Source organism: Streptomyces achromogenes subsp. achromogenes, assembly GCF_000720835.1.
Taxonomy (GTDB): domain Bacteria; phylum Actinomycetota; class Actinomycetes; order Streptomycetales; family Streptomycetaceae; genus Streptomyces; species Streptomyces achromogenes.
Genome location: NZ_JODT01000007.1, coordinates 121,900 through 142,644, shown reverse-complemented (window position 1 = coordinate 142,644; position 20,745 = coordinate 121,900). Strand labels below are relative to the sequence as shown.

15 protein-coding genes are annotated in these 20,745 nt (G+C 73.3%); 7 read left to right on the top strand and 8 right to left on the bottom strand.

Features of this window, described 5'->3' with window-relative positions; genetic code table 11:
* Positions 1-2 precede the first annotated feature (2 nt).
* The 5 genes from IH25_RS0109335 to IH25_RS0109315 all read right to left on the bottom strand — a co-directional run bounded on the left by IH25_RS0109335 (position 3) and on the right by IH25_RS0109315 (position 7,542).
* Positions 3-965: an HpcH/HpaI aldolase/citrate lyase family protein gene (locus IH25_RS0109335; RefSeq protein ID WP_030605907.1), complete on the bottom strand. Its 963-nt coding sequence runs from the start codon at positions 963-965 to the stop codon at positions 3-5.
* The gene (locus IH25_RS0109330; protein WP_030605905.1) at positions 962-2,989 is read right to left on the bottom strand and encodes a protein meaA; all 2,028 of its coding nucleotides are present in this window, start codon (positions 2,987-2,989) and stop codon (positions 962-964) included. Before IH25_RS0109330 ends, IH25_RS0109335 begins: the two co-directional genes overlap by 4 nt.
* Positions 2,990-2,998: 9 nt before the next feature.
* Positions 2,999-4,336: a crotonyl-CoA carboxylase/reductase gene (gene ccrA, locus IH25_RS0109325; RefSeq protein WP_030605902.1), complete on the bottom strand. Its 1,338-nt coding sequence runs from the start codon at positions 4,334-4,336 to the stop codon at positions 2,999-3,001.
* A gap of 442 nt (positions 4,337-4,778) precedes the next feature.
* Positions 4,779-5,591 carry a TetR family transcriptional regulator gene (locus IH25_RS0109320; protein ID WP_245172737.1) on the bottom strand — a complete coding sequence of 271 codons (813 nt, stop codon included), beginning with the start codon at positions 5,589-5,591 and terminating at the stop codon, positions 4,779-4,781.
* 136 nt (positions 5,592-5,727) lie between these two features.
* The gene (locus tag IH25_RS0109315; RefSeq protein ID WP_030605897.1) at positions 5,728-7,542 is read right to left on the bottom strand and encodes a 3-hydroxyacyl-CoA dehydrogenase family protein; all 1,815 of its coding nucleotides are present in this window, start codon (positions 7,540-7,542) and stop codon (positions 5,728-5,730) included.
* Between the two features lie 436 nt (positions 7,543-7,978).
* On the opposite strand from IH25_RS0109315, the gene IH25_RS0109310 reads away from it, so the two are divergent.
* On the top strand, positions 7,979-8,560 hold the full coding sequence (locus tag IH25_RS0109310) for an adenylosuccinate lyase (protein ID WP_030605895.1): 582 nt from the start codon (positions 7,979-7,981) through the stop codon (positions 8,558-8,560).
* A 7-nt stretch (positions 8,561-8,567) separates the two neighbouring features.
* On the opposite strand, the gene IH25_RS0109305 is transcribed toward IH25_RS0109310, so the two are convergent.
* The 3 genes from IH25_RS0109305 to IH25_RS0109295 form a co-directional block, all read right to left on the bottom strand.
* On the bottom strand, positions 8,568-9,092 hold the full coding sequence (locus IH25_RS0109305; protein ID WP_030605893.1) for a GNAT family N-acetyltransferase: 525 nt from the start codon (positions 9,090-9,092) through the stop codon (positions 8,568-8,570).
* Positions 9,093-9,154: 62 nt separating this feature from the next.
* Positions 9,155-10,708: an alpha/beta hydrolase gene (locus tag IH25_RS0109300; protein ID WP_030605891.1), complete on the bottom strand. Its 1,554-nt coding sequence runs from the start codon at positions 10,706-10,708 to the stop codon at positions 9,155-9,157.
* A 154-nt stretch (positions 10,709-10,862) separates the two neighbouring features.
* Positions 10,863-11,912, bottom strand: coding sequence for an Rv2578c family radical SAM protein (locus tag IH25_RS0109295; RefSeq protein WP_030605889.1), 1,050 nt, complete (start codon positions 11,910-11,912; stop codon positions 10,863-10,865).
* A 132-nt stretch (positions 11,913-12,044) separates the two neighbouring features.
* Between IH25_RS0109295 and IH25_RS0109290 the strand changes: the two genes are divergently transcribed.
* The 6 genes from IH25_RS0109290 to IH25_RS0109265 all read left to right on the top strand — a co-directional run bounded on the left by IH25_RS0109290 (position 12,045) and on the right by IH25_RS0109265 (position 20,743).
* The gene (locus tag IH25_RS0109290) at positions 12,045-12,488 is read left to right on the top strand and encodes an SRPBCC family protein (protein ID WP_030605886.1); all 444 of its coding nucleotides are present in this window, start codon (positions 12,045-12,047) and stop codon (positions 12,486-12,488) included.
* Positions 12,489-12,649: 161 nt separating this feature from the next.
* Positions 12,650-15,055 (top strand): MFS transporter, encoded by a 2,406-nt coding sequence (locus IH25_RS0109285; RefSeq protein ID WP_030605884.1) that lies wholly within the window; start codon positions 12,650-12,652, stop codon positions 15,053-15,055.
* A 154-nt stretch (positions 15,056-15,209) separates the two neighbouring features.
* Positions 15,210-17,720 (top strand): ATP-binding SpoIIE family protein phosphatase, encoded by a 2,511-nt coding sequence (locus tag IH25_RS0109280; RefSeq protein WP_030605882.1) that lies wholly within the window; start codon positions 15,210-15,212, stop codon positions 17,718-17,720.
* 102 nt (positions 17,721-17,822) lie between these two features.
* Complete coding sequence (locus IH25_RS0109275) at positions 17,823-18,542, top strand: class I SAM-dependent methyltransferase (RefSeq protein WP_030605880.1); 720 nt, start codon at positions 17,823-17,825, stop codon at positions 18,540-18,542.
* A 70-nt stretch (positions 18,543-18,612) separates the two neighbouring features.
* Complete coding sequence (locus IH25_RS0109270) at positions 18,613-19,446, top strand: M55 family metallopeptidase (protein WP_030605878.1); 834 nt, start codon at positions 18,613-18,615, stop codon at positions 19,444-19,446.
* Entirely contained in the window at positions 19,439-20,743 is a 1,305-nt protein-coding gene (locus tag IH25_RS0109265) for a M20/M25/M40 family metallo-hydrolase (protein ID WP_030605875.1), read from the top strand. Before IH25_RS0109270 ends, IH25_RS0109265 begins: the two co-directional genes overlap by 8 nt.
* The last annotated feature ends 2 nt before the right edge of the window (positions 20,744-20,745 follow it).

Genomic DNA, 20,745 nt, shown 5'->3' with positions numbered 1-20,745 from the left:
GCTCACGCCTCCGGGATCTCGAACGTGCTGGTGCGCCGCATCCCCGCGGCCCGCCCCTTGCCCGCGATGACCAGGGCCATCTTGCGGCTGGCCTCGTCGATCATCTCGTCCCCGAGCATCGCGGAGCCCTTCTTGCCGCCCGCCTCGGAGGTGTAGTACTCGTAGGCGTCCAGGATCAGCTCGGCGTGGTCGTAGTCCTCCTGGGAGGGCGAGAAGACCTCGTTGGCGGCGTCGACCTGGCCCGGGTGCAGCACCCACTTGCCGTCGAAGCCGAGGGCGGCGGCCCGGCCGGCCACCTCGCGGAAGCCGTCGACGTTGCGGATCTGGAGGTAGGGGCCGTCGATCGCCTGGAGGTCGTTGGCGCGGGCGGCCATCAGGATCTTCATCAGGATGTAGTGGTAGGCGTCCGCCGGGTAGCCGGGCGGCTGCTCGCCCACGACCAGCGACTTCATGTTGATCGACGCCATGAAGTCGGCCGGGCCGAAGATGATCGTCTCCAGCCGGTCACTGGCCTCGGCGATCTCGTTGACGTGGTTCAGGCCCTGCGCGTTCTCGATCTGCGCCTCGATGCCGATCCGGCCGACCTCGAAGCCCATGGTCTTCTCGATCTGCGTCAGCAGCAGGTCCAGCGCCACCACCTGCTGGGCGTTCTGCACCTTGGGCAGCATGATGCAGTCGAGGTTGGGGCCGGCGCCCTCGACCACCGTGACCACGTCCCGGTACGTCCACTCGGTCGTCCAGTCGTTGACCCGGACCACCCGGGTCTTGCCCGTCCAGTCGCCCTCGTTGAGGAACTTGACGATGGTGTGCCGCGCCTCGGGCTTGGCGAGCGGCGCGCACGCGTCCTCCAGGTCCAGGAAGACCTGGTCCGCCGGGAGGCCCTGCGCCTTCTCCAGGAAGCGCGGGTTGCTGCCCGGTACGGCCAGGCAGGAGCGCCGGGGACGAAGGCGGTTGACCGTTGTCATGCGGGGACCTCCAGGGGGTCGAGCTTGTTCGCTTTCCGGATCTCGTCCACGATGCGGCCGATGATCCCGGTGATGTCGAAGTCCTTCGGGGTGAACACCGCGGCCACTCCGGCGGCCCTGAGCTGTTCGGCGTCACCGCTGGGGATGATGCCACCCGCGATCACGGGTATATCTGTGGCACCGGCCACACGCAGCCGCCCGAGCACGTCCGGGACCAGCTGGGCGTGCGAGCCGGACAGGATCGACAGGCCGACCGCGTGGACGTCCTCGGCGAGGGCCGCGTCCACGATCTGCTCCGGGGTGAGCCGGATCCCCTGGTAGACCACCTCGAAGCCGGCGTCCCGGGCGCGCACGGCGATCTGCTCGGCGCCGTTGGAGTGCCCGTCCAGACCGGGCTTGCCGACCAGGAACCGCAGCTTGCCGACGCCCAGCTCGCGGGCGGTGGCCTCAACCCTGGCACGCACGTCGGCGAGCGCCGAACCGGCCTCGGCGGGGACGGCCACCGGCGCGGAGGAGACCCCGGTGGGCGCCCGGTACTCGCCGAACACCTCGCGCAGCGCGGCGGCCCACTCGCCGGTCGTCACCCCGGCGCGGGCGCACTCCAGGGTGGCCTCCATCAGGTTCTCGGTGCCCTTGGCGGCCTCCTTCAGCCGCTCCAGCGCCTTGCACGGGCGCGGGTGGTTGAACGGCGGCTGGTAGCGGGTGTCCCGCCAGCCGCGCAAGGCCTCGACGACCCGGGACTCGACCGCCGGGTCCACCGTCTGGATCGCGGTGTCCAGGTCGGCCGTGAGCGGGTTCGGCTCGGTGCCCTCGAAGATGTTGACGCCGACGATCTTCTCCTCGCCGGACTCGATCCGGGCCCGGCGCTCGGCGTGCGCGGCGACCAGCTGCGACTTCAGATAGCCGGACTCCACGGCGGCCATGGCGCCGCCCATCTCCTGGATCCGGTCCATCTCGGCGAGGGCGTCCGCGACCAGCCGGTCCACCTTCGCCTCGACCACCTTCGAGCCCTCGAAGATGTCGTCGTACTCCAGCAGATCGCTCTCGTAGGCGAGCACCTGCTGGATGCGCAGGCTCCACTGCTGGTCCCAGGGGCGGGGCAGGCCCAGGGCCTCGTTCCAGGCGGGCAGCTGCACGGCCCGCGCGCGGGCGTCCTTCGACAGGGTCACCGCCAGCATCTCCAGCACGATCCGCTGGACGTTGTTCTCCGGCTGCGCCTCGGTCAGGCCGAGGGAGTTGACCTGGACGCCGTAGCGGAAGCGGCGCTGTTTCGGGTCCTCGATGCCGTACCGCTCGCGGGTGACCTGGTCCCAGATGCGGCCGAACGCCCGCATCTTGCACATCTCCTCGATGAAGCGGACGCCCGCGTTCACGAAGAAGGAGATCCGCGCCACCACGTCCCCCATGCGCTCCGGCGGCACCTGGCCGGAGTCGCGCACGGCGTCCAGGACGGCGATCGCGGTGGACATCGCGTACGCGATCTCCTGCACCGGCGTGGCTCCCGCCTCCTGGAGGTGGTAGCTGCAGATGTTGATCGGGTTCCACTTCGGAAGGTGGGAGACCGTGTACGCGATCATGTCCGTCGTCAGCCGGAGCGAGGGCCCCGGCGGGAAGACGTGCGTCCCCCGGGACAGGTACTCCTTGACGATGTCGTTCTGGGTCGTGCCCTGGAGCCTGGTGATGTCCGCGCCCTGCTCCTCGGCGACGACCTGATAGAGCGCCAGCAGCCACATGGCGGTGGCGTTGATCGTCATCGAGGTGTTCATCTGCTCCAGCGGGATGTCCTGGAACAGCCGGCGCATGTCGCCCAGGTGCGCGACGGGCACGCCCACCCGGCCGACCTCGCCGCGGGCGAGGATGTGGTCGGGGTCGTAGCCGGTCTGGGTCGGCAGGTCGAACGCCACCGACAGACCGGTCTGGCCCTTGGCGAGGTTGCGCCGGTACAGCTCGTTGGACGCCTCCGCCGTGGAGTGGCCGGCGTAGGTCCGCATGAGCCACGGACGGTCCTTCTGACGCTCTGTCATCGATGGCTCTCAGACGTTGCGGAAACGGTTGATGGCGTCGATGTGCTTCGCGCGCAGCTCCGGATCGCGCACGCCGAGGCCCTCCTCGGGCGCCAGGCACAGCACGCCGACCTTGCCCTGGTGCAGGTTGCGGTGGACGTCGTAGGCGGCCTGCCCGGTCTCCTCCAGGGAGTACGTCTTCGACAGCGTCGGGTGGATCTTGCCCTTGGCGATCAGCCGGTTGGCCTCGTACGCCTCGCGGTAGTTGGCGAAGTGCGAGCCGATGATCCGCTTCAGGGACATCCACAGGTAGCGGTTGTCGTACTCGTGCATGTAGCCCGAGGTCGAGGCGCAGGTGGTGATGGTGCCGCCCTTGCGGGTGACGTAGACGGAGGCGCCGAAGGTCTCGCGGCCGGGGTGCTCGAAGACGATGTCGATGTCCTCGCCGCCGGTGAGTTCGCGGATGCGCTTGCCGAAGCGCTTCCACTCCTTGGGGTCCTGGGTGTGCTCGTCCTTCCAGAACTTGTAGCCCTCGGCGTTGCGGTCGATGATCGCCGTGGCGCCCATCGAGCGGCAGATCTCCGCCTTCTGGGGCGAGGAGACGACACAGATCGGGTTGGCGCCGCCGGCGAGCGCGAACTGCGTGGCGTAACTGCCGAGTCCGCCGCTCGCGCCCCAGATCAGGACGTTGTCGCCCTGCTTCATGGCGGCACCGTTGCGGGAGACCAGCTGGCGGTAGGCGGTGGAGTTCACCAGGCCCGGGGCCGCGGCCTCCTCCCAGGTGAGGTGCTTCGGCTTCGGCATCAGCTGGTTCGACTTGACCAGCGCGATCTCCGCGAGGCCGCCGAAGTTGGTCTCGAAGCCCCAGATGCGCTGCTCGGGGTCGAGCATGGTGTCGTCGTGGCCGTCGGGCGACTCCAGCTCGACGCTCAGGCAGTGCGCGACGACCTCGTCACCGGGCGTCCAGGCGTTGACGCCGGGTCCGGTGCGCAGCACGACGCCCGCGAGGTCGGAGCCGATGATGTGGTACGGCAGGTCGTGGCGCTTGGTCAGCGGCGACAGCTTGCCGTAGCGCTCCAGGAAGGCGAACGTCGACACCGGCTCGAAGATCGAGGTCCACACCGAGTTGTAGTTGACCGAGGAGGCCATGACGGCCACCAGGGCCTCGCCGGGGCCCAGTTCGGGCACCGGCACCTCGTCCAGGTGGATCGACTTGCGCGGGTCCTTGTCGCGGGTCTGCAGGCCCGCGAACATCTCCGTCTCGTCCTTGTGGACGGTGATCGCGCGGTACGACTCGGGGAGCGGCAGGGCGGCGAAGTCGGCGGACGTGGCGTCCTGCGACTGGATCGCGTCCAGGATGTCCTTCACGGTCACGGTGTTGCCTCCGGCGGTGAGCGCCCTGAGGGAGGGGCGCCTGAGGGTTCGTCGGTGCTGGGATGCGTGCTGCTGAGGGTGGAGAAGGGGGTGCCGTCGGTTCGGCGGGGTGGTGCTTCGGCAGCGCTTTGTGGCGCGGGAGGGTGCCTGTGACGCAGGCGTCCGGGCGCGCGGGCCATGGGCCCCCGGGGACAGCCGGCGGGCAGGTGATCGCTGCTCGCCGGCCGCCCGGACATCCCCAACGTATGACACGGCGTGTCAGGTGACAAGGCACTGAGTGCCAGAAATTGCTCTCAGATGAAATCTTTACGTAACAGATGAGCGATGATCGATCAACGCTGGGCAAACGAAACGGGCAGTGGGCGGCACTCAGTGCCACTCACTGCCCGTCTGTCGCGGTCCGGCCGCTTACGACCGTTCTCTCCCGGCCGCTGCGTTACGACCGTTCTTTGAGCGCCTGTTCGATGGTGCGCATCACCTCGTCGAGCGGGGCGTCGGTGCGGGCCACCGTCACCAGGACCTCGCCCTGGGCGGCGGAGGCGGCCGCCGGGGTGCGCGGGGTGCCCTCCCGGCCGGCCCCGATGCCGGTGCCGAAGGTCCTGCGGACGATCGCGAAGGCGTGGTCGAGCTGGGCCTCCACGTCCCCCTGGCCGCCCGCCCGCAGCCAGCGCCTGAGGACGTGGTTGTGGGCGGTGACCACGGCGGAGGCGGCGACCTCGGCCAGCAGCGGGTCGTCGTTGGCGTCGTCGGCGTGCGCGTGCTCGTCGAAGTGGCCGAGCAGATAGCGGGTGAACAGGCGCTCGTAGCGGGCCACGGAGGCGATCTCGGCCTCGCGCAGGGTGGGCACCTCGCGCGTGAGCTTGTAGCGGGCCACCGAGATCTCCGGCGCGCCGGCGTACATCCTCATGACCTCTTTGATGCCGCGGCACACGGTGTCGAGCGGGTGCTCGTGCGCGGGAGCGGCGTTGAGCACCGCCTCGGCGCGGACCAGCGTGTCGTCGTGGTCCGGGAAGATGGCCTCTTCCTTGGAGCGGAAGTGGCGGAAGAAGGTGCGCCGGGCGACCCCGGCCGCGGCGGCGATCTCGTCGACGGTGGTGGCCTCGTACCCCTTGGTCGCGAACAGCTCCATGGCTGCTGCCGCCAGTTCCCGGCGCATTTTGAGCCGCTGGGCGGCGGCGCGGCTGCCTGCGGCACTTTCCGGCGCGTCGGGCGTAGCTGGTGTACGTGAGGACTTGGCGGGCTGGGACATGACCCGAACGTACTGCATGTGCCCATGTCGATGCGCAGGACCGGGACGTCCCCCGCCCGCCGGGGGCGGGGGAGCGGCGGCCGGTCCGAGCAGTCCGCCCCAGTCCGGCTCCGTCCGGAACCAGTCGCCGGCGCCGTCAGCGGCGGGCATACTCGCGGAAGCCGCGGCCGGTCTTGCGGCCGAGGCAGCCCGCGGCCACCAGGTGCTCCAGCAGCGGCGCCGGGGCGAGGCCGGGCTCGCGGAACTCGCGGTGCAGCACCTTCTCGATGGCCAGCGAGACGTCCAGGCCGACCACGTCCAGCAGTTCGAACGGGCCCATCGGGTAGCCGCCGCCCAGCTTCATCGCCGCGTCGATGTCGTCCAGGGACGCGTAGTGCTCCTGCACCATCTTGACCGCGTTGTTGAGGTAGGGGAACAGCAGCGCGTTGACGATGAACCCGGCCCGGTCGCCGCAGTCCACCGCGTGCTTCCCGATCCGGCCGCAGACCTCGCGCACGGTCGCGTGCACGTCGTCGGCCGTCAGCACCGTGCGGACCACCTCGACCAGCTTCATCGCCGGGGCCGGGTTGAAGAAGTGCATCCCGATCACGTCCTGCGGGCGCGAGGTGGCGCGGGCGCAGGCGACCACGGGCAGCGAGGAGGTGGTGGTGGCCAGGACCGCGCCCGGCTTGCACACCTTGTCCAGCGCCGCGAACAGCTGCCGCTTGACGTCCAGGTCCTCCGCGACCGCCTCCACTGCCAGGTCCACCTCGGCGAAGGCGTCGTAGGAACCCGCCGGGACGATCCGCTCCAGGGCCTGGGCGGCGGCCTCGGCGGTCAGCCGGCCCTTGTCGACGGAGCGGGCCAGCGACTTGCCGACGCGGGCCCTGGCCGCCCGCGCCTTCTCCTCGCTGCGGGCGGCGAGGACCACGTCGTAGCCGGCCTTGGCGAAGACCTCGGCGATGCCGGACGCCATGGTGCCCGAACCGGCGACGCCGACGGAGCGCACCGTACGGCCCGCCGCCCCGGTGTCCCCGGCCGCCGGGGTCAGCGCGTCCGGGACGACCGTCGCGCTGCCCGGCGCCGCGTAGGTGTAGAAGCCGCGCCCGGCCTTGCGGCCGGTCAGCCCCGCCTCGCTGAGCTGCTTGAGGAGGGGGGCGGGCGCGTGCAGCCGGTCCCGGGACTCGGCGTACATGGCCTCCAGAACCGTCCGCGCGGTGTCCACACCGATCAGGTCCAGCAGGGCGAGCGGGCCCATCGGCAGACCGCAGCCGAGCCGCATCGCGGCGTCGATGTCCTCGCGGGAGGCGTACTTCGCCTCGTACATGGCCGCGGCCTGGTTCAGATAGCCGAACAGCAGCCCGTCCGCGACGAAGCCGGGGCGGTCGCCGACCGCGACCGGCTCCTTGCCCAGCTCCACCGCCAGCGCGGTGACGGCGGCGACGGCCTGCGGCGCGGTGAGCACCGAGGAGACGACCTCCACCAGCCTCATGGCCGGCGCCGGGTTGAAGAAGTGCAGGCCGAGCACGCGCTCGGGGCGCGCCGAGCCGGACGCCAGCCGGGTCACCGACAGCGCGTTGGTGCCGGTCGCCAGGATCGTGTCGGGGCGGACGATGCCGTCCAGCTCGCCCAGGATCCGCTGCTTGATCTCGTACGACTCCGGGGCCACCTCGATGACCAGGTCCGCGTCGGCCGCCGCGGTGAGGTCGGTGCCGGTGCGCACCCGGGCCAGCATCCCGGCGCGCTCCTCCTCGCTGAGCCGGCCGCGCCGCACGGCGCGGGCGGTGGCGGCCTCCAGGGCGGCGAGCGCCCGGGCCGCCTGCTCCTCGCCGACGTCGATGCCGATCACCTCGCGGCCGGCCCTCGCCAGGACCTCGGCGATGCCGGTGCCCATGGTGCCGAGGCCGACGACGGCGACCGTCTTCAGCGGGGACGACGGGGACAGAGGGGTGTCGGACAGGGGAGTGGCCATCGCGGGACTCCAGGAATGAGGGTGACGACGAGGAGCGCGCCGGGTGCGCCCAAGGGCGCACCACGGTGCGGAAGGGGAGCGCCGGGTGCGCCGGAGCGCACCGCGGTCGCGGAGGGGTGCGGGTGTTGCCGGGCTGCGAGCGCACACGCCCGGTGAGCACCGCCGGGCCACGGGCGCGTCCACGCCCGCACACGGCGGGGGATCCGACCGGCTCTGTCCCGAAGCCGGGTCGTACCGCGGTACGTACGGCGTACCGAACCGACATGAAGCTCGCTCGCGACGGCCGCGTCACCAGACCGTCGCCAGCGGAGTGCGAGGGGTACTCGCTCGTCTGAGCTTAACCGGCGGGTAACGAGCGCGCCAGCCCCCGGGAGGGGGCAATCCTTCCGTGTGAGGTACCTCCCCCGGGCGCCACGACCCGCCTACGCTGGACCTCGTGGACGAAGAGGTGCGCTCGCTCACGGAGCGCTTACGGCAGGAGTCGGGCGGCTCGGCCGCGTTCGACCGCCTGCTCGCGACCGGGGACCACGACGAACTCGCCGAGGTGCTCACCGCCCCGGGACAGCCCCTGTGGGCCAGGGAACTGGCCGCCTTCCGGCTCGGCCGGGCCGGCGACCGGCGCGCCTTCGAGGCGCTGGTGCTGCTGCTGAACCACCGCGACCCACCGCGCTGCGCCTCCGCCGCGCACGCCCTCGCCCGCCTCGGCGACCCCCGCACCGCCCGGGCCGCCGCCGCCCTCGCCACCAACGAACTGCGCGTCGCCTACGCCCTGCACCCGGTACGGCTCCTGGCCGCCCTGCGCGCCCCGGAGTCCGTGCCCGCGCTGATCACCACCCTGGAGCGGCGGCTCAGCCCGCACGACCCCTACCGCAAGGTCGCCCTCGCCTGTGTGGAGGGCCTGGGCGCGCTCGGCGACGACCGAGCCCGGCGGGTGCTGACCGAGGCGCTGGCCCACCCGGCGCTCGCCGAGGCGGCGGTGCGCGCGCTGGCCCGGCTCCCGCAGCAGCGGCCCGCCTGACGCCCGGTCAGCCGGCCGGGGCGCGCACGTACCGCACCTCGGGCACGGGCACGCCGTCGGCGTCGAAGGACTCCTCCGCGCCGTCGGCCCGGAACCCGGCGCGCTCGTAGAAGCGGCGCGCCGGCGCGTTGCCCTTGAGCACCCACAGCAGCAGGCGCGCGCCCGCGGGGCACCGCCCGGCCGCCGCGTCCAGCAACGCCCGTCCCGTCCCGCGGCCGAGGTGTGCGGGATCGACGTAGATCGCGTACAGCTCGGCGTCCGCCGTGTACGCCTCCCCCTCCCGGTACGGCCCGACCGCCGCCCACCCGAGCACCCGGCCGTCCCGCTCGGCGACCAGGTTCACCACCGTGCCGTTGCCGCGCGCGAACCGCTCCCGCCGCCGCTCGGCGTCCGCCGCCACGCTCAGCCGGTCCAGGTACGGCCGCGGCACGAGCCCGCGGTAGGCGTGCTGCCAGCCGCGCACGCGGATCTCCGAGACGCGGTCGCAGTCGGCGAGGGTCATCGGGCGGATGCGCAGGGTCGGCTCGTCCATGACGGAACCCTAGGGGCGGACCCCGGGTCACGGCCGGGAATTACCGGACGGCCGTCCCCCCGCTACCGGCGGAAGCCCAGCAGGCCGTGCAGGACCGCGCCGCGCGAGGCCGCCGCCGACTTCGCCGACAGCGGCTCCGGCTCCGGCGACCGGGCGCAGACCGCGTCGGCCGGTCCGGCGCCGCGCGGCACCGTGCCGTCGGCCAGGTACGCGGCCAGATACCGGTCCAGGCAGGCGTTGCCGCTCAGCGTGATGCCGTGGTTGCCGCCGCCCTGCTCGACCACCAGGCCGGAGCGGGCCAGCAGCCGGTGCACCGCGACACCGCCGGCGTACGGGGTGGCCGCGTCGCCGGTCGCCTGGAAGAGCAGCGCCGGCGGCAGCGCGTCCCCGGCGATGTCCACCGGCCGCAGCGGGGCCGTCGGCCAGAACGCGCAGGGCGCGTTGTACCAGGTGTTGTTCCAGGCCATCACCGGCGCCTTCGCGTGCGCCGCCCAGGTGTCCGCCCGCCACCGGTTCCAGTCGCGCGGCCAGGGGGCGTCCCGGCACTGCACCGCCGTGTAGACGCTGTAGCCGTTGTCGCCCTCGGCGTCCACGGCGGCGAGCCGGTCGTACGCGGCGAGCAGCGGCCCGGTGGCCCCCCGGTGGACGTAGGCCGCGAACGCCTCGGCGAGGCGGGGCCAGTAGCCGTCGTAGTAGCCGCCGGGGGTGAAGGTGTCCTCCAGCTCCGCGGCGCCCACCCGGCCCCCGGCGGGCTCGCGCGCCAGCGCCGCCCGCATCGCGTACCAGCGGGCCTCGATGCGCGCGGGGTCGGTGCCGAGCCCGTAGACCGCGTCGTGCCGGGCGATCCAGGCCATCAGCGCGCGGTGGCGGTCGTCGAAGGCGTGGTCCTGGGCGAGGTTGTCCGCGTACCAGACGCCGGCCGGGTCGACGATCGAGTCCAGCACCAGCCGGTGCACCCGCCCGGGATACAGCTTCGCGTACACCGCGCCCAGATAGGTGCCGTAGGAGTAGCCGAAGTAGCTGACCCGGGGCGCGCCGAGGGCCCGGCGGACCACGTCCAGGTCCCGGGCCGCGCTCACGGTGTCCAGGTACGGCAGCACGTCCGCGTACCTGCGCCCGCAGGCCTCGGCGAAGGAGCGCGCGCGGTCGAGGTTCGCCCGCTCCAGCGCGGGGGAGGCCGGGACGGAGTCCGGGCGGGGAGCCGCGAAGTGGCCGGGCGCACAGGTCAGGGCGGGCGTGCTGCGGCCGACCCCGCGCGGGTCGAAGCCGATGACGTCGTAGCGGGCCGCCACGCTCTTCGGCAGCGCCGAGGCGACGAACCCGGCCAGCTCCAGCCCGCTGCCGCCGGGCCCGCCGGGGTTGACCAGCAGCGGCCCCTCGGACGTCCGCGCGGTGTGCGGGACGCGGGACAGGGCGAGCGTGATCTGCCGGCCCGCCGGGTCGGCGTGGTTGAGCGGCACCCGCACCGAGGCGCACTGGAGCGTGGGGTGGCCGGGGGTGGCGCACGCCGTCCAGACGGGCGCGGGCGCGGTGGCCGCCCGGACGGGGGCGGCGGCGAGCGAGCCCGCCACCACGGCGGCGACCGCGCCCAGCGCGGCGGCTGCGCGTGTTCTCATACGGGTCCTCCCGGGACGCGGGGACGCGGGGACGCGGTGAACCGTGCGGCACGGTTCCGCCCGGATCGTCCCGGCGCCGGGGTCCCGGGGAACCCGGCTTCGCGATACTTGACCCGATCGGGCCGCGGGATGCCCCCAACGCGCCCAGGGCCGCTCACATCAGGCTGAGCTGCACCGGTTCCGCCGCGTCGGGGGCCGGTGCTTCGGGACCCGGCGCGGCCGGGTGGATCCGGCGGGCCTGCCCGGAGCGGGCGGGCCCGATGCCGTACTCCTCGGCCAGCTCGTGCACCTGACGGGTGATCCGGCGCTGGTACCACCGCGGCGCGTAGGCGCCCTCCGCGTACAGCCGCCGGTAGCGGGGCACCAGGTGCGGGTGGTGCCGGCCGAGCCAGGCCATGAACCACTCCCGGGCGCCCGGGCGCAGATGCAGCACCAGCGGGGTGACGGAGACCGCCCCGGCCGCCGCGATCGCCCGCACGGTCTCCCGCAGCCGCTCCGGGTCGTCGCTCAGGAACGGGATCACCGGCGCCATCAGCACCCCGCAGCCGATGCCGTGCCCGGCGAAGGCGCGCACGACCTCCAGCCGGCGCTCGGGCGCGGGCGTGCCCGGTTCCACCGTGCGCCACAGCTCGGTGTCCAGGAAGCCCACGGAGACGGACACGCCCACGTCCGTCACCTCGGCCGCGCGGACCAGCAGCGGCAGATCGCGCAGGATCAGGGTGCCCTTGGTGAGGATCGAGAACGGGTTCGCGTGGTCGGTGAGCGCGGAGATGATGCCCGGCATCAGCCGGTAGCGGCCCTCGGCGCGCTGGTAGCAGTCGACGTTCGTGCCCATCGCCACGTGCTCGCCCCGCCAGCGGCGCGAGCCGAGCTGGCGGCGCAGCACCTCGGGGGCGTTGACCTTGACCACGATCTGGGTGTCGAAGCCGAGGCCCGTGTCCAGGTCCAGATAGCCGTGGGTGGCGCGGGCGAAGCAGTACACGCACGCGTGCGAGCAGCCCCGGTAGGGATTGACCGTCCACTCGAACGGCATGCGCGAGGCGCCCGGCACCCGGTTGAGCACCGAGCGCGCCCGCACCTCGTGGAAGGTGATCCCGCGGAACCCGGGCGGGTCGGTACGGGTCGTCACGGCGTCCGCGCCGAACAGCGCGGCGTCGGCGGCCCGGGCGTGGTCGCCGTCGTCGGTGAGGTTGTCCCAGCGCATGACGCCTCCTCGGTAGCACTGGGCACAGAATAGAACATGTGTTCCCATGATCGTGCGGACCCCGATTTGGGCCGCCGGGTGCGGGGGTGGTTGGCTTGCCCCGTACCGGAAGACAGGTCCTGGAGGAACGCAATGGCGCAGGTCGAGGCCACTACCGAGCGGGTCGTCGCGGCGGACGCGGAGAAGGTGTTCGACGCCCTCGCCGACTACCGCGGCACCCGGCAGAAGCTGCTGCCCGAACACTTCAGCGAGTACGAGGTGCGCGAGGGCGGCGACGGCGAGGGCACCCTCGTCCACTGGAAGCTCCAGGCCACCAGCAAGCGGGTGCGCGACTGCCTGCTGGAGGTGGCCGAGCCCACCGACGGCGAGCTCGTCGAGAAGGACCGCAACTCCTCCATGGTCACCACCTGGCGGGTCACCCCGGCCGGCGAGGGCCGCTCCCGCGTGGTCGTCACCACCACCTGGCAGGGCGCCGGCGGCATCGGCGGCTTCTTCGAGCGCACCTTCGCGCCCAAGGGCCTCGGCCGGATCTACGACGCGCTGCTCGCCAACCTCGCCGCCGAGGTCGAGAAGTAGCCCAACCGCGCGCCGGTGCAAGGGCGTTGACCTCCGGTCGGCCCCTTCACCGGTTCGAGTGGATCTCCGGCCCGGGCCGGGCGGTGCCGTAACCCCAGGCAACCGATCTCCGTTGTCGCCTCACGCGGGAAACGCGCGAGGCGCAACGAGGGGAGCGGTCCGTGGGCGGGACGACACTGGCGCGGCAGGAGCCGGACGTGGCACCGGCGGCCGGCGAGGCGTCCGCGACCGCGCCGCCGCTCCCCGCGCCCGCCGTGCCGCTGACGCCCCGCCGGGTCCGGCTGGTGTTCTCCGGGCTGATGCTGGCACTGCTGCTGGCCGCCCTGGACCAGATGATCGTCGCCACCGCCCTGCCCAAGGTCGTCGGCGAACTGCACGGCCTGGACAAGATGTCCTGGGCCATCACCGCCTACCTGCTCACCTCCACCATCGGCCTGCCGCTGTACGGCAAGCTGGGCGACCTCGTCGGCCGCAAGGGCGTCTTCCAGTTCGCCATCGCCGTCTTCGTCGTCGGCTCCGCGCTCGCCGGCCGGGCCGGCAGTATGGACCAACTGGTCCTCTACCGCGCGCTCCAGGGCGTCGGCGCGGGCGGCCTCATGATCGGCGTGCAGGCCATCATCGCCGACATCGTGCCGCCCCGGGAACGCGGCCGGTACATGGGACTGATCGGCGCCGCCTTCGGCCTCGCCTCCGTCGCCGGCCCCCTGCTCGGCGGCTACTTCACCGACCACCTCTCCTGGCGCTGGTGCTTCTACGTCAACGTCCCCTTCGGCCTGGTCACCTTCGCCGTCGTCACCGTCGTGCTGAAACTGCCCCGGCCGCCCGTGCGGGCCCGGCTCGACGTGCCCGGCGCCATCCTGCTCGCCGCCGCCTCCACCTGCCTGGTGCTGCTCACCAGCTGGGGCGGCACCGAGTATGCCTGGGACTCCCGGCCCATCCTCTTCCTCGCCGCCGGCGCCCTCGTCACCACCGTTCTCTTCCTGCTCGCCGAGCACTTCGCCGCCGAACCCCTCATCCCGCTCAGGCTGTTCCGCGACTCCGTGTTCACCGTCAGCGGCCTGGTCGGCCTGGTCATCGGCGTCGCCCTGTTCGGCGCCGCCAGCTATCTGCCGACCTTCCTGCAGATGGTCGACGGGGCCAGCGCCACCGAGTCCGGACTGCTGATGCTGCCCATGATGGCCGGGATCGTCGGCGCCTCCATCGTCGGCGGCCACCTCATCAGCCACACCGGCCGCTACCGGATCTACCCCGTGCTCGGCAGCGCCGTCTCGGCCGTCGGCATGTGGCTGCTGTCCCGGCTCCAGACCGACACGCCCCGGCTGCACTACAGCATCTGGATGGCCGTCCTCGGCACCGGCATCGGCCTGGTGATGCCCGTGCTCGTCCTCGCCGTGCAGAACTCCGTACGCCCCGCCGACCTCGGCAGCGCCACCAGCGCCAACAACTACTTCCGGCAGATCGGCGGCAGCGTCGGCGCCGCCGTCTTCGGCACCCTCTTCGCCCAGCGGCTCACCTCCTCGCTCCGCGCCGAGCTGCCCCCGGGCACGGGCACCCGCCTGCCCGCCGCGGACTCGATCACCCCGCAGCTCGTCCACGCGCTGCCCCCGGCCCTGCGCGACGCCTACATCCGCGCCTACGCCGACGCGATGCCCCGGATCTTCCTCTACCTCGTCCCGGTGCTCGCCCTCGGCCTGCTCATCGCCTGCTTCCTCAAGGAGAAACCCCTGGTGTCCCACCACGCCCCCGCCACCGACCAGGAGACCGCGCCGGTGAACGTCCCGCTCCCGCACGCCCGTTCGCCGTTCACCGCCGGCATCCCCGTGTGCGGCACGGTGCAGCACCCCGACGGCACCGTCGTGCCCCGCGCGGCCCTCACCCTCATCGACATCGCCGGGCAGCAGGTCGGCCGGGGAGCCAGCGGCGAGGACGGGCGGTACGCGCTCGGCACGCCCGGCCCCGGCTCCTACGTGCTGATCGCCGCCGCCGGCGGACACCAGCCGCAGGCCGTCTCCGTCACCGTCGGCGAACGCCCCGTGGAGCTCGACGTCGTCCTCGGCGGCGCCGGACGCCTGGCCGGCAGCGTGCTCACCGCCGACGGCAGCCCCGTCCGGGACGCCACCGTCACCCTCACCAACGTGCACGGCGAGGTCGTCGCCACCACCCGCAGCGGACGCGAGGGCGGCTACGTCATCACCGAGCTGGTGGCCGGGGAGTACACCCTCGCCGCCAGCGCCCCCGCCTTCCGGCCCGCCGCCCTCCCGGTCACCGTGCAGGCCTCCCGGGAGACCCGGCAGGACGTCGAGCTCGCGGGCGGCGCCGTACTGCGGGGCACCGTCCGGGCCGGCGGCGGACGCCCCGTGGAGGAGGCCCGGGTGACCCTGCTCGACGCCGCCGGCAACGTCGTCGACACCCTGACCACCGGAGCCGACGGAACCTTCCGGTTCGTCGACCTCTCCTCCGGCGAGTACACCGTCATCGCCGCGGGCTACCCGCCGGTGGCCACCGTGCTCCAGGTCGCGGGGGGCGGACGCACGGAACGCGACCTCCAGTTGGGGCACGAGGACTGACCGGGGGGCGCACGCAGCGCGCCGGGCCGTGCGCCGGTGCATCCGGTGCACCCAATTCCAGGATTGCCACACATCGCGACCGGTGGCCGCCTTACCGTAGTGGCGGCGGCACAGATCGTTTTGCGGACAGCCGTGGGGAGAAAGGGCCTGGGCCATGGACCGTGGCAACGAGCGGGACGCGCCCGCCGGGCGCGGCATCGGCGACACCGCGGCGGGCCGCGTCCCGTTGGCCGTGGTCGTCGTCGACCGCGCCGGTCTGGTGTCCCACTGGAGCAGCGGTGCGCGGCGCCTGTTCGGCGTCGGCCGGGAGGAGGCCGTCGGACGGCCCGCGGCCGATCTGCTGCCCGTCTCCGGCGCCCTCCACGCCGACGACACCGACCACGCCGACGACGCCGACGACATCGACGGCCCGTTCGGCGGCCCCGCGTCGTACGACGGGTCCGGTCCCGACGGCCCCGCCGGTCCCGACCTGGAGTCCTCCCTCGACGGGCGGAGCGGTTACCCCCAGGCCGGCTGCGCCCGGCTCTGCCCGCACCCGGAGGGGCCCGGCGCCGAGGACCGGATCGACGTGCTGTGGTGGGCCTACCCACTGGTCGGCCCGGACCCGTCCCGGCTGCTGGTGCTCGTCGCCGACGCCACCCGGCTGCGCGCCGAACGCGGCCACGACGACCCGGCCGCCGAACGCATCACGCCCGGCTTCGCCCGCCACACCGAACTGCCCGCCGCCGAGGACCTCGAACGGCGCCTGCCCGACATCCTGCCCAACATGGGCCCGGGCCTCAGCGCCCGCATCGTCTCCCAGGTCCTCGAACTCGGTTACCCCATCCTGGAGTTCAGCCGGCACGAACGGGTGCCCGTGACCCCGTACTGGGGTGTGCCCCGCCGCCCCGGCCGCATCGCCGTCGAAGCCGTCCCCGAGCCCGCGGCGGCCGGGCACCGGCCCGTGGCCGCCGCGGTCCCGGCCGGCGCCGAACAGGACCTGGAGTACGCCGCCGTCCGCGAGCGCCTGGAGTTCCTGAACGAGGTCAGCTCCCGCATCGGCTCCTCCCTGGACCTCGGCGAGACCATCCGCGAGGTCACCAGCGCCGCCGTACCCCGGTTCGCGGACTTCGCCGGCACCCATCTGCGCGCCGCGGTGCTGGCCGGCGAGGGCTTCCCGGACGGCCCGCCGGACGCCAGCACCGTGATGTTCCGCGTCTGGGTCGAGCACAACGACGAACCCGGCCGCTGGGACGACACCGTGCCCGTCGGCGAGGCCTTCGCCTTCCCCGAGCACACCCCGTTCTACCAGTGCATGGTCACCGGCGAACCCGTGCTCGTCCCCCGGGTCACCGAGGAGCTGTCCGAGCGGATCTCCGGCGAGTTCGAGAAGCGCGACCTCAGGCCGCTCATCGGCGGCCGGTCGCTGCTGATCGTCCCGCTCAAGGCGCGCAACGTCGTCCTCGGCTTCATGGTGCTGATGCGCCGCCCCGACCGGCCGCGGTTCGACGACATGGACCGCACCACCGGCGCCGAACTCGCCGCCCGCGCGGGCCTCGTGCTCGACAACGCGCGCATGTACACGTACCAGGAGAACGTCGCCGACACCCTCCAGGACAGCATGCTGCCGCAGATCACCCCGCGGATGGCCGGCTGTGACGTCGCCACCCGCTATCTGCCCGGCACCCGGCTCGGGAGGATCGGCGGCGACTGGTTCGACACCATCAAACTGCCCGGCTCCCGCACCGCCCTGGTGGTCGGCGACGTCATGGGCCACGGACTGAACTCGGCCGCGATGATGGGCCAGTTGCGCACCGCCGTCCAGACCATGGCCGCCATGGAGACCCCGCCCGCCCAGCTCCTGCGCAACCTGGACGACCTGGCCCGCCGGCTCGGCGACACCTACCTCGCCACCTGCCTGTACGCGGTCTACGACCCGATCCGCGGCGAACTGACCCTCGCCAACGCCGGCCACATCCCGCCCGTGCTGGTGCGCGCCGAGGACGGCGGCAGCAGGCTCCTCGACCTGCCCACCGGAGCCCCGATCGGCGTCGGCGGCGTCCCGTTCGAGGCCGCCCGGGTCAAGGTGGCGCCCGGCGACCGGCTGGTGCTGTGCACGGACGGCCTGGTCGAGGTGCGCGGCTCCGACATCGGCGAGGGCCTGGCCGCGCTCTGCGAGTCCGCCGCCCACCCCGCGGCCTCGATGGACGACGCCTGCGACACCATCATCCGCGCGCTGAACACCCACGGCGGGCGCAAGGACGACGTCGCCCTGCTCATGGCGCGTCTCAACGGCATCCCGGACGACCATGTCGCCGAGTGGCGGCTGGAGTCCGTACCGGCCGAGGTGCCCCGGGCCCGCCGCCTGGTGCGCGGACAACTGCTGGACTGGGGCCTGCCGCAGGCCGTGGAGACCGCCGAACTGCTGGTCAGCGAGGTCGTCACCAACGCCGTGCTGCACGCGGCGAGCGACCGGATCGGCCTGCGGATCGTGCGCACCGACGCGCTGCTGTTCGAGGTCACCGACGACGAACCCGCGCTGCCCGCCCTGCTGAGCACCGGCCCCGACGACGAGTCCGGCCGGGGACTGCGCGTGGTCAGCCGGCTGGCCCGGGAGTGGGGCGCCAGCGCCACCGGGCACCGCAAGACCGTCTGGTTCGAACAGGCCCTCACCCCCGGCCGCTGACCCGCCGGGCAGCACCTCGCCCGGGAACCAGCCGCGCGACCCTTGCCCCGCGCCGCTCCGCCGCGATATCCCGATCACGGAACCGACCCGTGGGGAGACCGCATGAACATCTCGGACACCTATCGCCATGCGTGGGAGAGCTACTGGAGCGAGACCTCCGGCGCCCGGGGGGAGGCGATATGGGACTGCGACCCCTCGCTGAGCGCCGCACCGCACAGCGAACTCCTGCTGCCGCACGCCGACCCGGGCCGTACGATCGTCGACCTCGGCTGCGGCAACGGCACCCAGACCCGCTATCTGGCCACCCGGTTCGCCCGTGCCGTGGGCGTCGACCTCTCGCACGCGGCCGTCGAACACGCCCGCCGCGCCGCGGGCGACGCCCCCGTCGAGTTCCAGCAGCTCGACCTCACCGACACCGACGCCGTCCGCGCCCTGCACCGGCGGCTCGGCGACAGCCACGTCTACATGCGGGCCGTCATCCACCAGAGCGAGCCGGCCGCGCGCCCCGCGGTGGCCGCCGCCGTCGCCGAGATCATCGGCACCGAGGGCCGGGCCTTCGTGGTCGAGCTGACCTCCGCCTCCCGGGACGTCCTCAGCCGCGCCGCCGCCGGTCCGGCGGGCCCGCCGCCCAAGCTCCGCCGGGTCTTCCACCACGGCCTCAAGCCCGCCGCCGCCCCCGACGAGGAGATCCCGCGCCTGCTCGCCGAGGCCGGCCTCACCGTCCTGGCCGACGGCGAGACCGCCCTGCCGCAGACCGAGTACCTCCCCGACGGCACCCGCATCGACCTGCCGGCCCGCTGGTTCGTCCTCGCCCGGGCCTGACCGGACGCGGGCACCGCCGCCCCCGCCGGGTCGTGGCCAGCAGGCGGCCCGGCGCGTAACGTGACACGGCATGAAGATCCTCATCAGTGCCGACATGGAGGGGGCCACGGGCGTCACCTGGCCCGCCGACGTGCTGCCGGGGACGCCGCAGTGGGAGCGGTGCCGGTCGATGTTCACCTCCGACGTGAACGCCGCCGTGGAGGGCTTCTTCGACGGCGGCGCCGACCGGGTGCTGGTCAACGAGGCCCACTGGACCATGCGCAACCTGCTGCTGGAACGGCTCGACGAGCGGGTGGAGATGCTCACCGGCCGGCACAAGGCGCTGTCGATGGTGGAGGGCGTCCAGCACGGAGACGTCGACGGCATCGCCTTCGTCGGCTACCACGCCGGTGCCGGCATGGAGGGCGTCCTCGCCCACACCTACCTCGCCAACCAGATCACCGGGGTGTGGCTGAACGGCGTCCGCGCCAGCGAGGGTCTGCTCAACGCCCACGTCGTCGCCGAGTACGGCGTCCCGGTCGTCCTCGTCACCGGCGATGACGTGGCCTGCGAGGACGCCCTCGGCTACGCGCCCGAGGCACCCAAGGTGGCCGTCAAGGACCATGTGTCCCGGTACGCGGCCGTGTGCCGGACCCCGGCCCGCACCGCCGCCGACATCCGCGCCGCCGCCAAGGAGGCCGCCCGGCTGGCGGTCCGTCACCAGCCCGCCGAGGCCGGGCCGTTCACGGTCGCCGTCGAGTTCGACGCCGAGCATCTCGCCCAGGCCGCCACCGTCGTCCCCGGCGTGGCGCGCACCGGCGAGCGGAAGGTGGCGTACACCAGCGCCACCATGTACGAGGGCATCAGGACGTTCAAGGCGGTCACCACGATCGCCTCCGCCGCCGTGGAGGAACAGTATGGCTGACCCGCAGGCACTCGACGAGGTCGTGGAGTTCACCTCCGGCCTGATCCGCGTCGACACCACCAACCGGGGCGGCGGCGACTGCCGGGAGCGGCCGGCCGCCGAGTACGCCGCCGAACGGCTGGCCGGGGCCGGTCTGGAACCCCTGCTGTTGGAGCGCACCCCGGGCCGCACCAACGTGGTGGCCCGGATCGAGGGCACCGACCCGTCCGCCGACGCGCTGCTGGTCCACGGCCACCTGGACGTCGTACCCGCCGAGCCCGCCGACTGGAGCGTGCCGCCGTTCTCCGGGGAGGTCCGGGACGGGATGGTGTGGGGGCGGGGCGCCGTCGACATGAAGAACATGGACGCGATGCTCCTCGCGGTGGTCCGCTCCTGGGCCCGGCAGGGCGTACGGCCCCGCCGGGACCTGGTCATCGCCTTCACCGCCGACGAGGAGGCCAGCGCCGAGGACGGGTCCGGCTTCCTCGTGGAGAGGCACCCCGAACTCTTCGAGGGCTGCACCGAGGGCGTCGGCGAGGCCGGCGGCTTCACCTTCCACGACGGCTCCGGCCGGGAGATCTACCCGATCGCGGCGGGGGAGCGGGGCACCGCCTGGCTGAAGCTCACCGCGCGCGGCCGGGCCGGGCACGGCTCCAAGGTCAACCGGGAGAACGCGGTGACCCGGCTGGCCGCCGCCGTCACCCGCATCGGCGAACACGAGTGGCCGGCGCGCCTCACCCCCACCGTGCGGGCCGCCCTGGACGCGCTCGCCGCGCTGTACGGCATCGAGACCTCACGCACCGACGTGGACCGGCTGCTGGAGAAGCTCGGCCCGGCCGCGGCGCTGGTCGAGGCGACCGTCCGCAACAGCGCCAACCCGACCATGCTGGACGCCGGTTACAAGCTGAACGTGGTCCCCGGCGAGGCGGTCGCCCATGTCGACGGGCGCTATCTGCCGGGCACCGAGGAGGAGTTCGCCGCCACCCTGGACCGGCTCACCGGCCCGGACGTCCACTGGGAGTTCGCCCACCGCGAAGTGGCCCTCCAGTCACCGGTGGACACCCCCCTGTTCGCCGGAATGCGAGCGGCCGTCGAGGAGTTCGCGCCCGGCGGGCACGTGGTGCCGTACTGCATGGCCGGCGGCACGGACGCCAAGCAGTTCTCCCGGCTCGGCATCACCGGCTACGGTTTCGTCCCGCTGAAGCTGCCCGCCGGCCTCGACTATCAGGCGTTGTTCCACGGCGTGGACGAACGCGTGCCCGTCGAGGCGCTGCACTTCGGCGTCCGGGTCCTGGACCGCTTCCTGAGGGCGGCCTAGCC

Excerpts from the sequence above, each read along its gene's own strand:
- IH25_RS0109300 (WP_030605891.1), bottom strand. The coding sequence starts at position 10,708 with ATGAGAACACGCGCAGCCGCCGCGCTGGGCGCGGTCGCCGCCGTGGTG.
- IH25_RS0109315 (WP_030605897.1), bottom strand. The coding sequence starts at position 7,542 with ATGGCCACTCCCCTGTCCGACACCCCTCTGTCCCCGTCGTCCCCGCTG.
- IH25_RS0109270 (WP_030605878.1), top strand. The coding sequence starts at position 18,613 with ATGAAGATCCTCATCAGTGCCGACATGGAGGGGGCCACGGGCGTCACC.
- IH25_RS0109335 (WP_030605907.1), bottom strand. The coding sequence starts at position 965 with ATGACAACGGTCAACCGCCTTCGTCCCCGGCGCTCCTGCCTGGCCGTA.
- IH25_RS0109305 (WP_030605893.1), bottom strand. The coding sequence starts at position 9,092 with ATGGACGAGCCGACCCTGCGCATCCGCCCGATGACCCTCGCCGACTGC.
- IH25_RS0109280 (WP_030605882.1), top strand. The coding sequence starts at position 15,210 with ATGGACCGTGGCAACGAGCGGGACGCGCCCGCCGGGCGCGGCATCGGC.
- IH25_RS0109330 (WP_030605905.1), bottom strand. The coding sequence starts at position 2,989 with ATGACAGAGCGTCAGAAGGACCGTCCGTGGCTCATGCGGACCTACGCC.
- IH25_RS0109290 (WP_030605886.1), top strand. The coding sequence starts at position 12,045 with ATGGCGCAGGTCGAGGCCACTACCGAGCGGGTCGTCGCGGCGGACGCG.
- IH25_RS0109275 (WP_030605880.1), top strand. The coding sequence starts at position 17,823 with ATGAACATCTCGGACACCTATCGCCATGCGTGGGAGAGCTACTGGAGC.
- IH25_RS0109320 (WP_245172737.1), bottom strand. The coding sequence starts at position 5,591 with ATGTCCCAGCCCGCCAAGTCCTCACGTACACCAGCTACGCCCGACGCG.
- IH25_RS0109295 (WP_030605889.1), bottom strand. The coding sequence starts at position 11,912 with ATGCGCTGGGACAACCTCACCGACGACGGCGACCACGCCCGGGCCGCC.
- IH25_RS0109265 (WP_030605875.1), top strand. The coding sequence starts at position 19,439 with ATGGCTGACCCGCAGGCACTCGACGAGGTCGTGGAGTTCACCTCCGGC.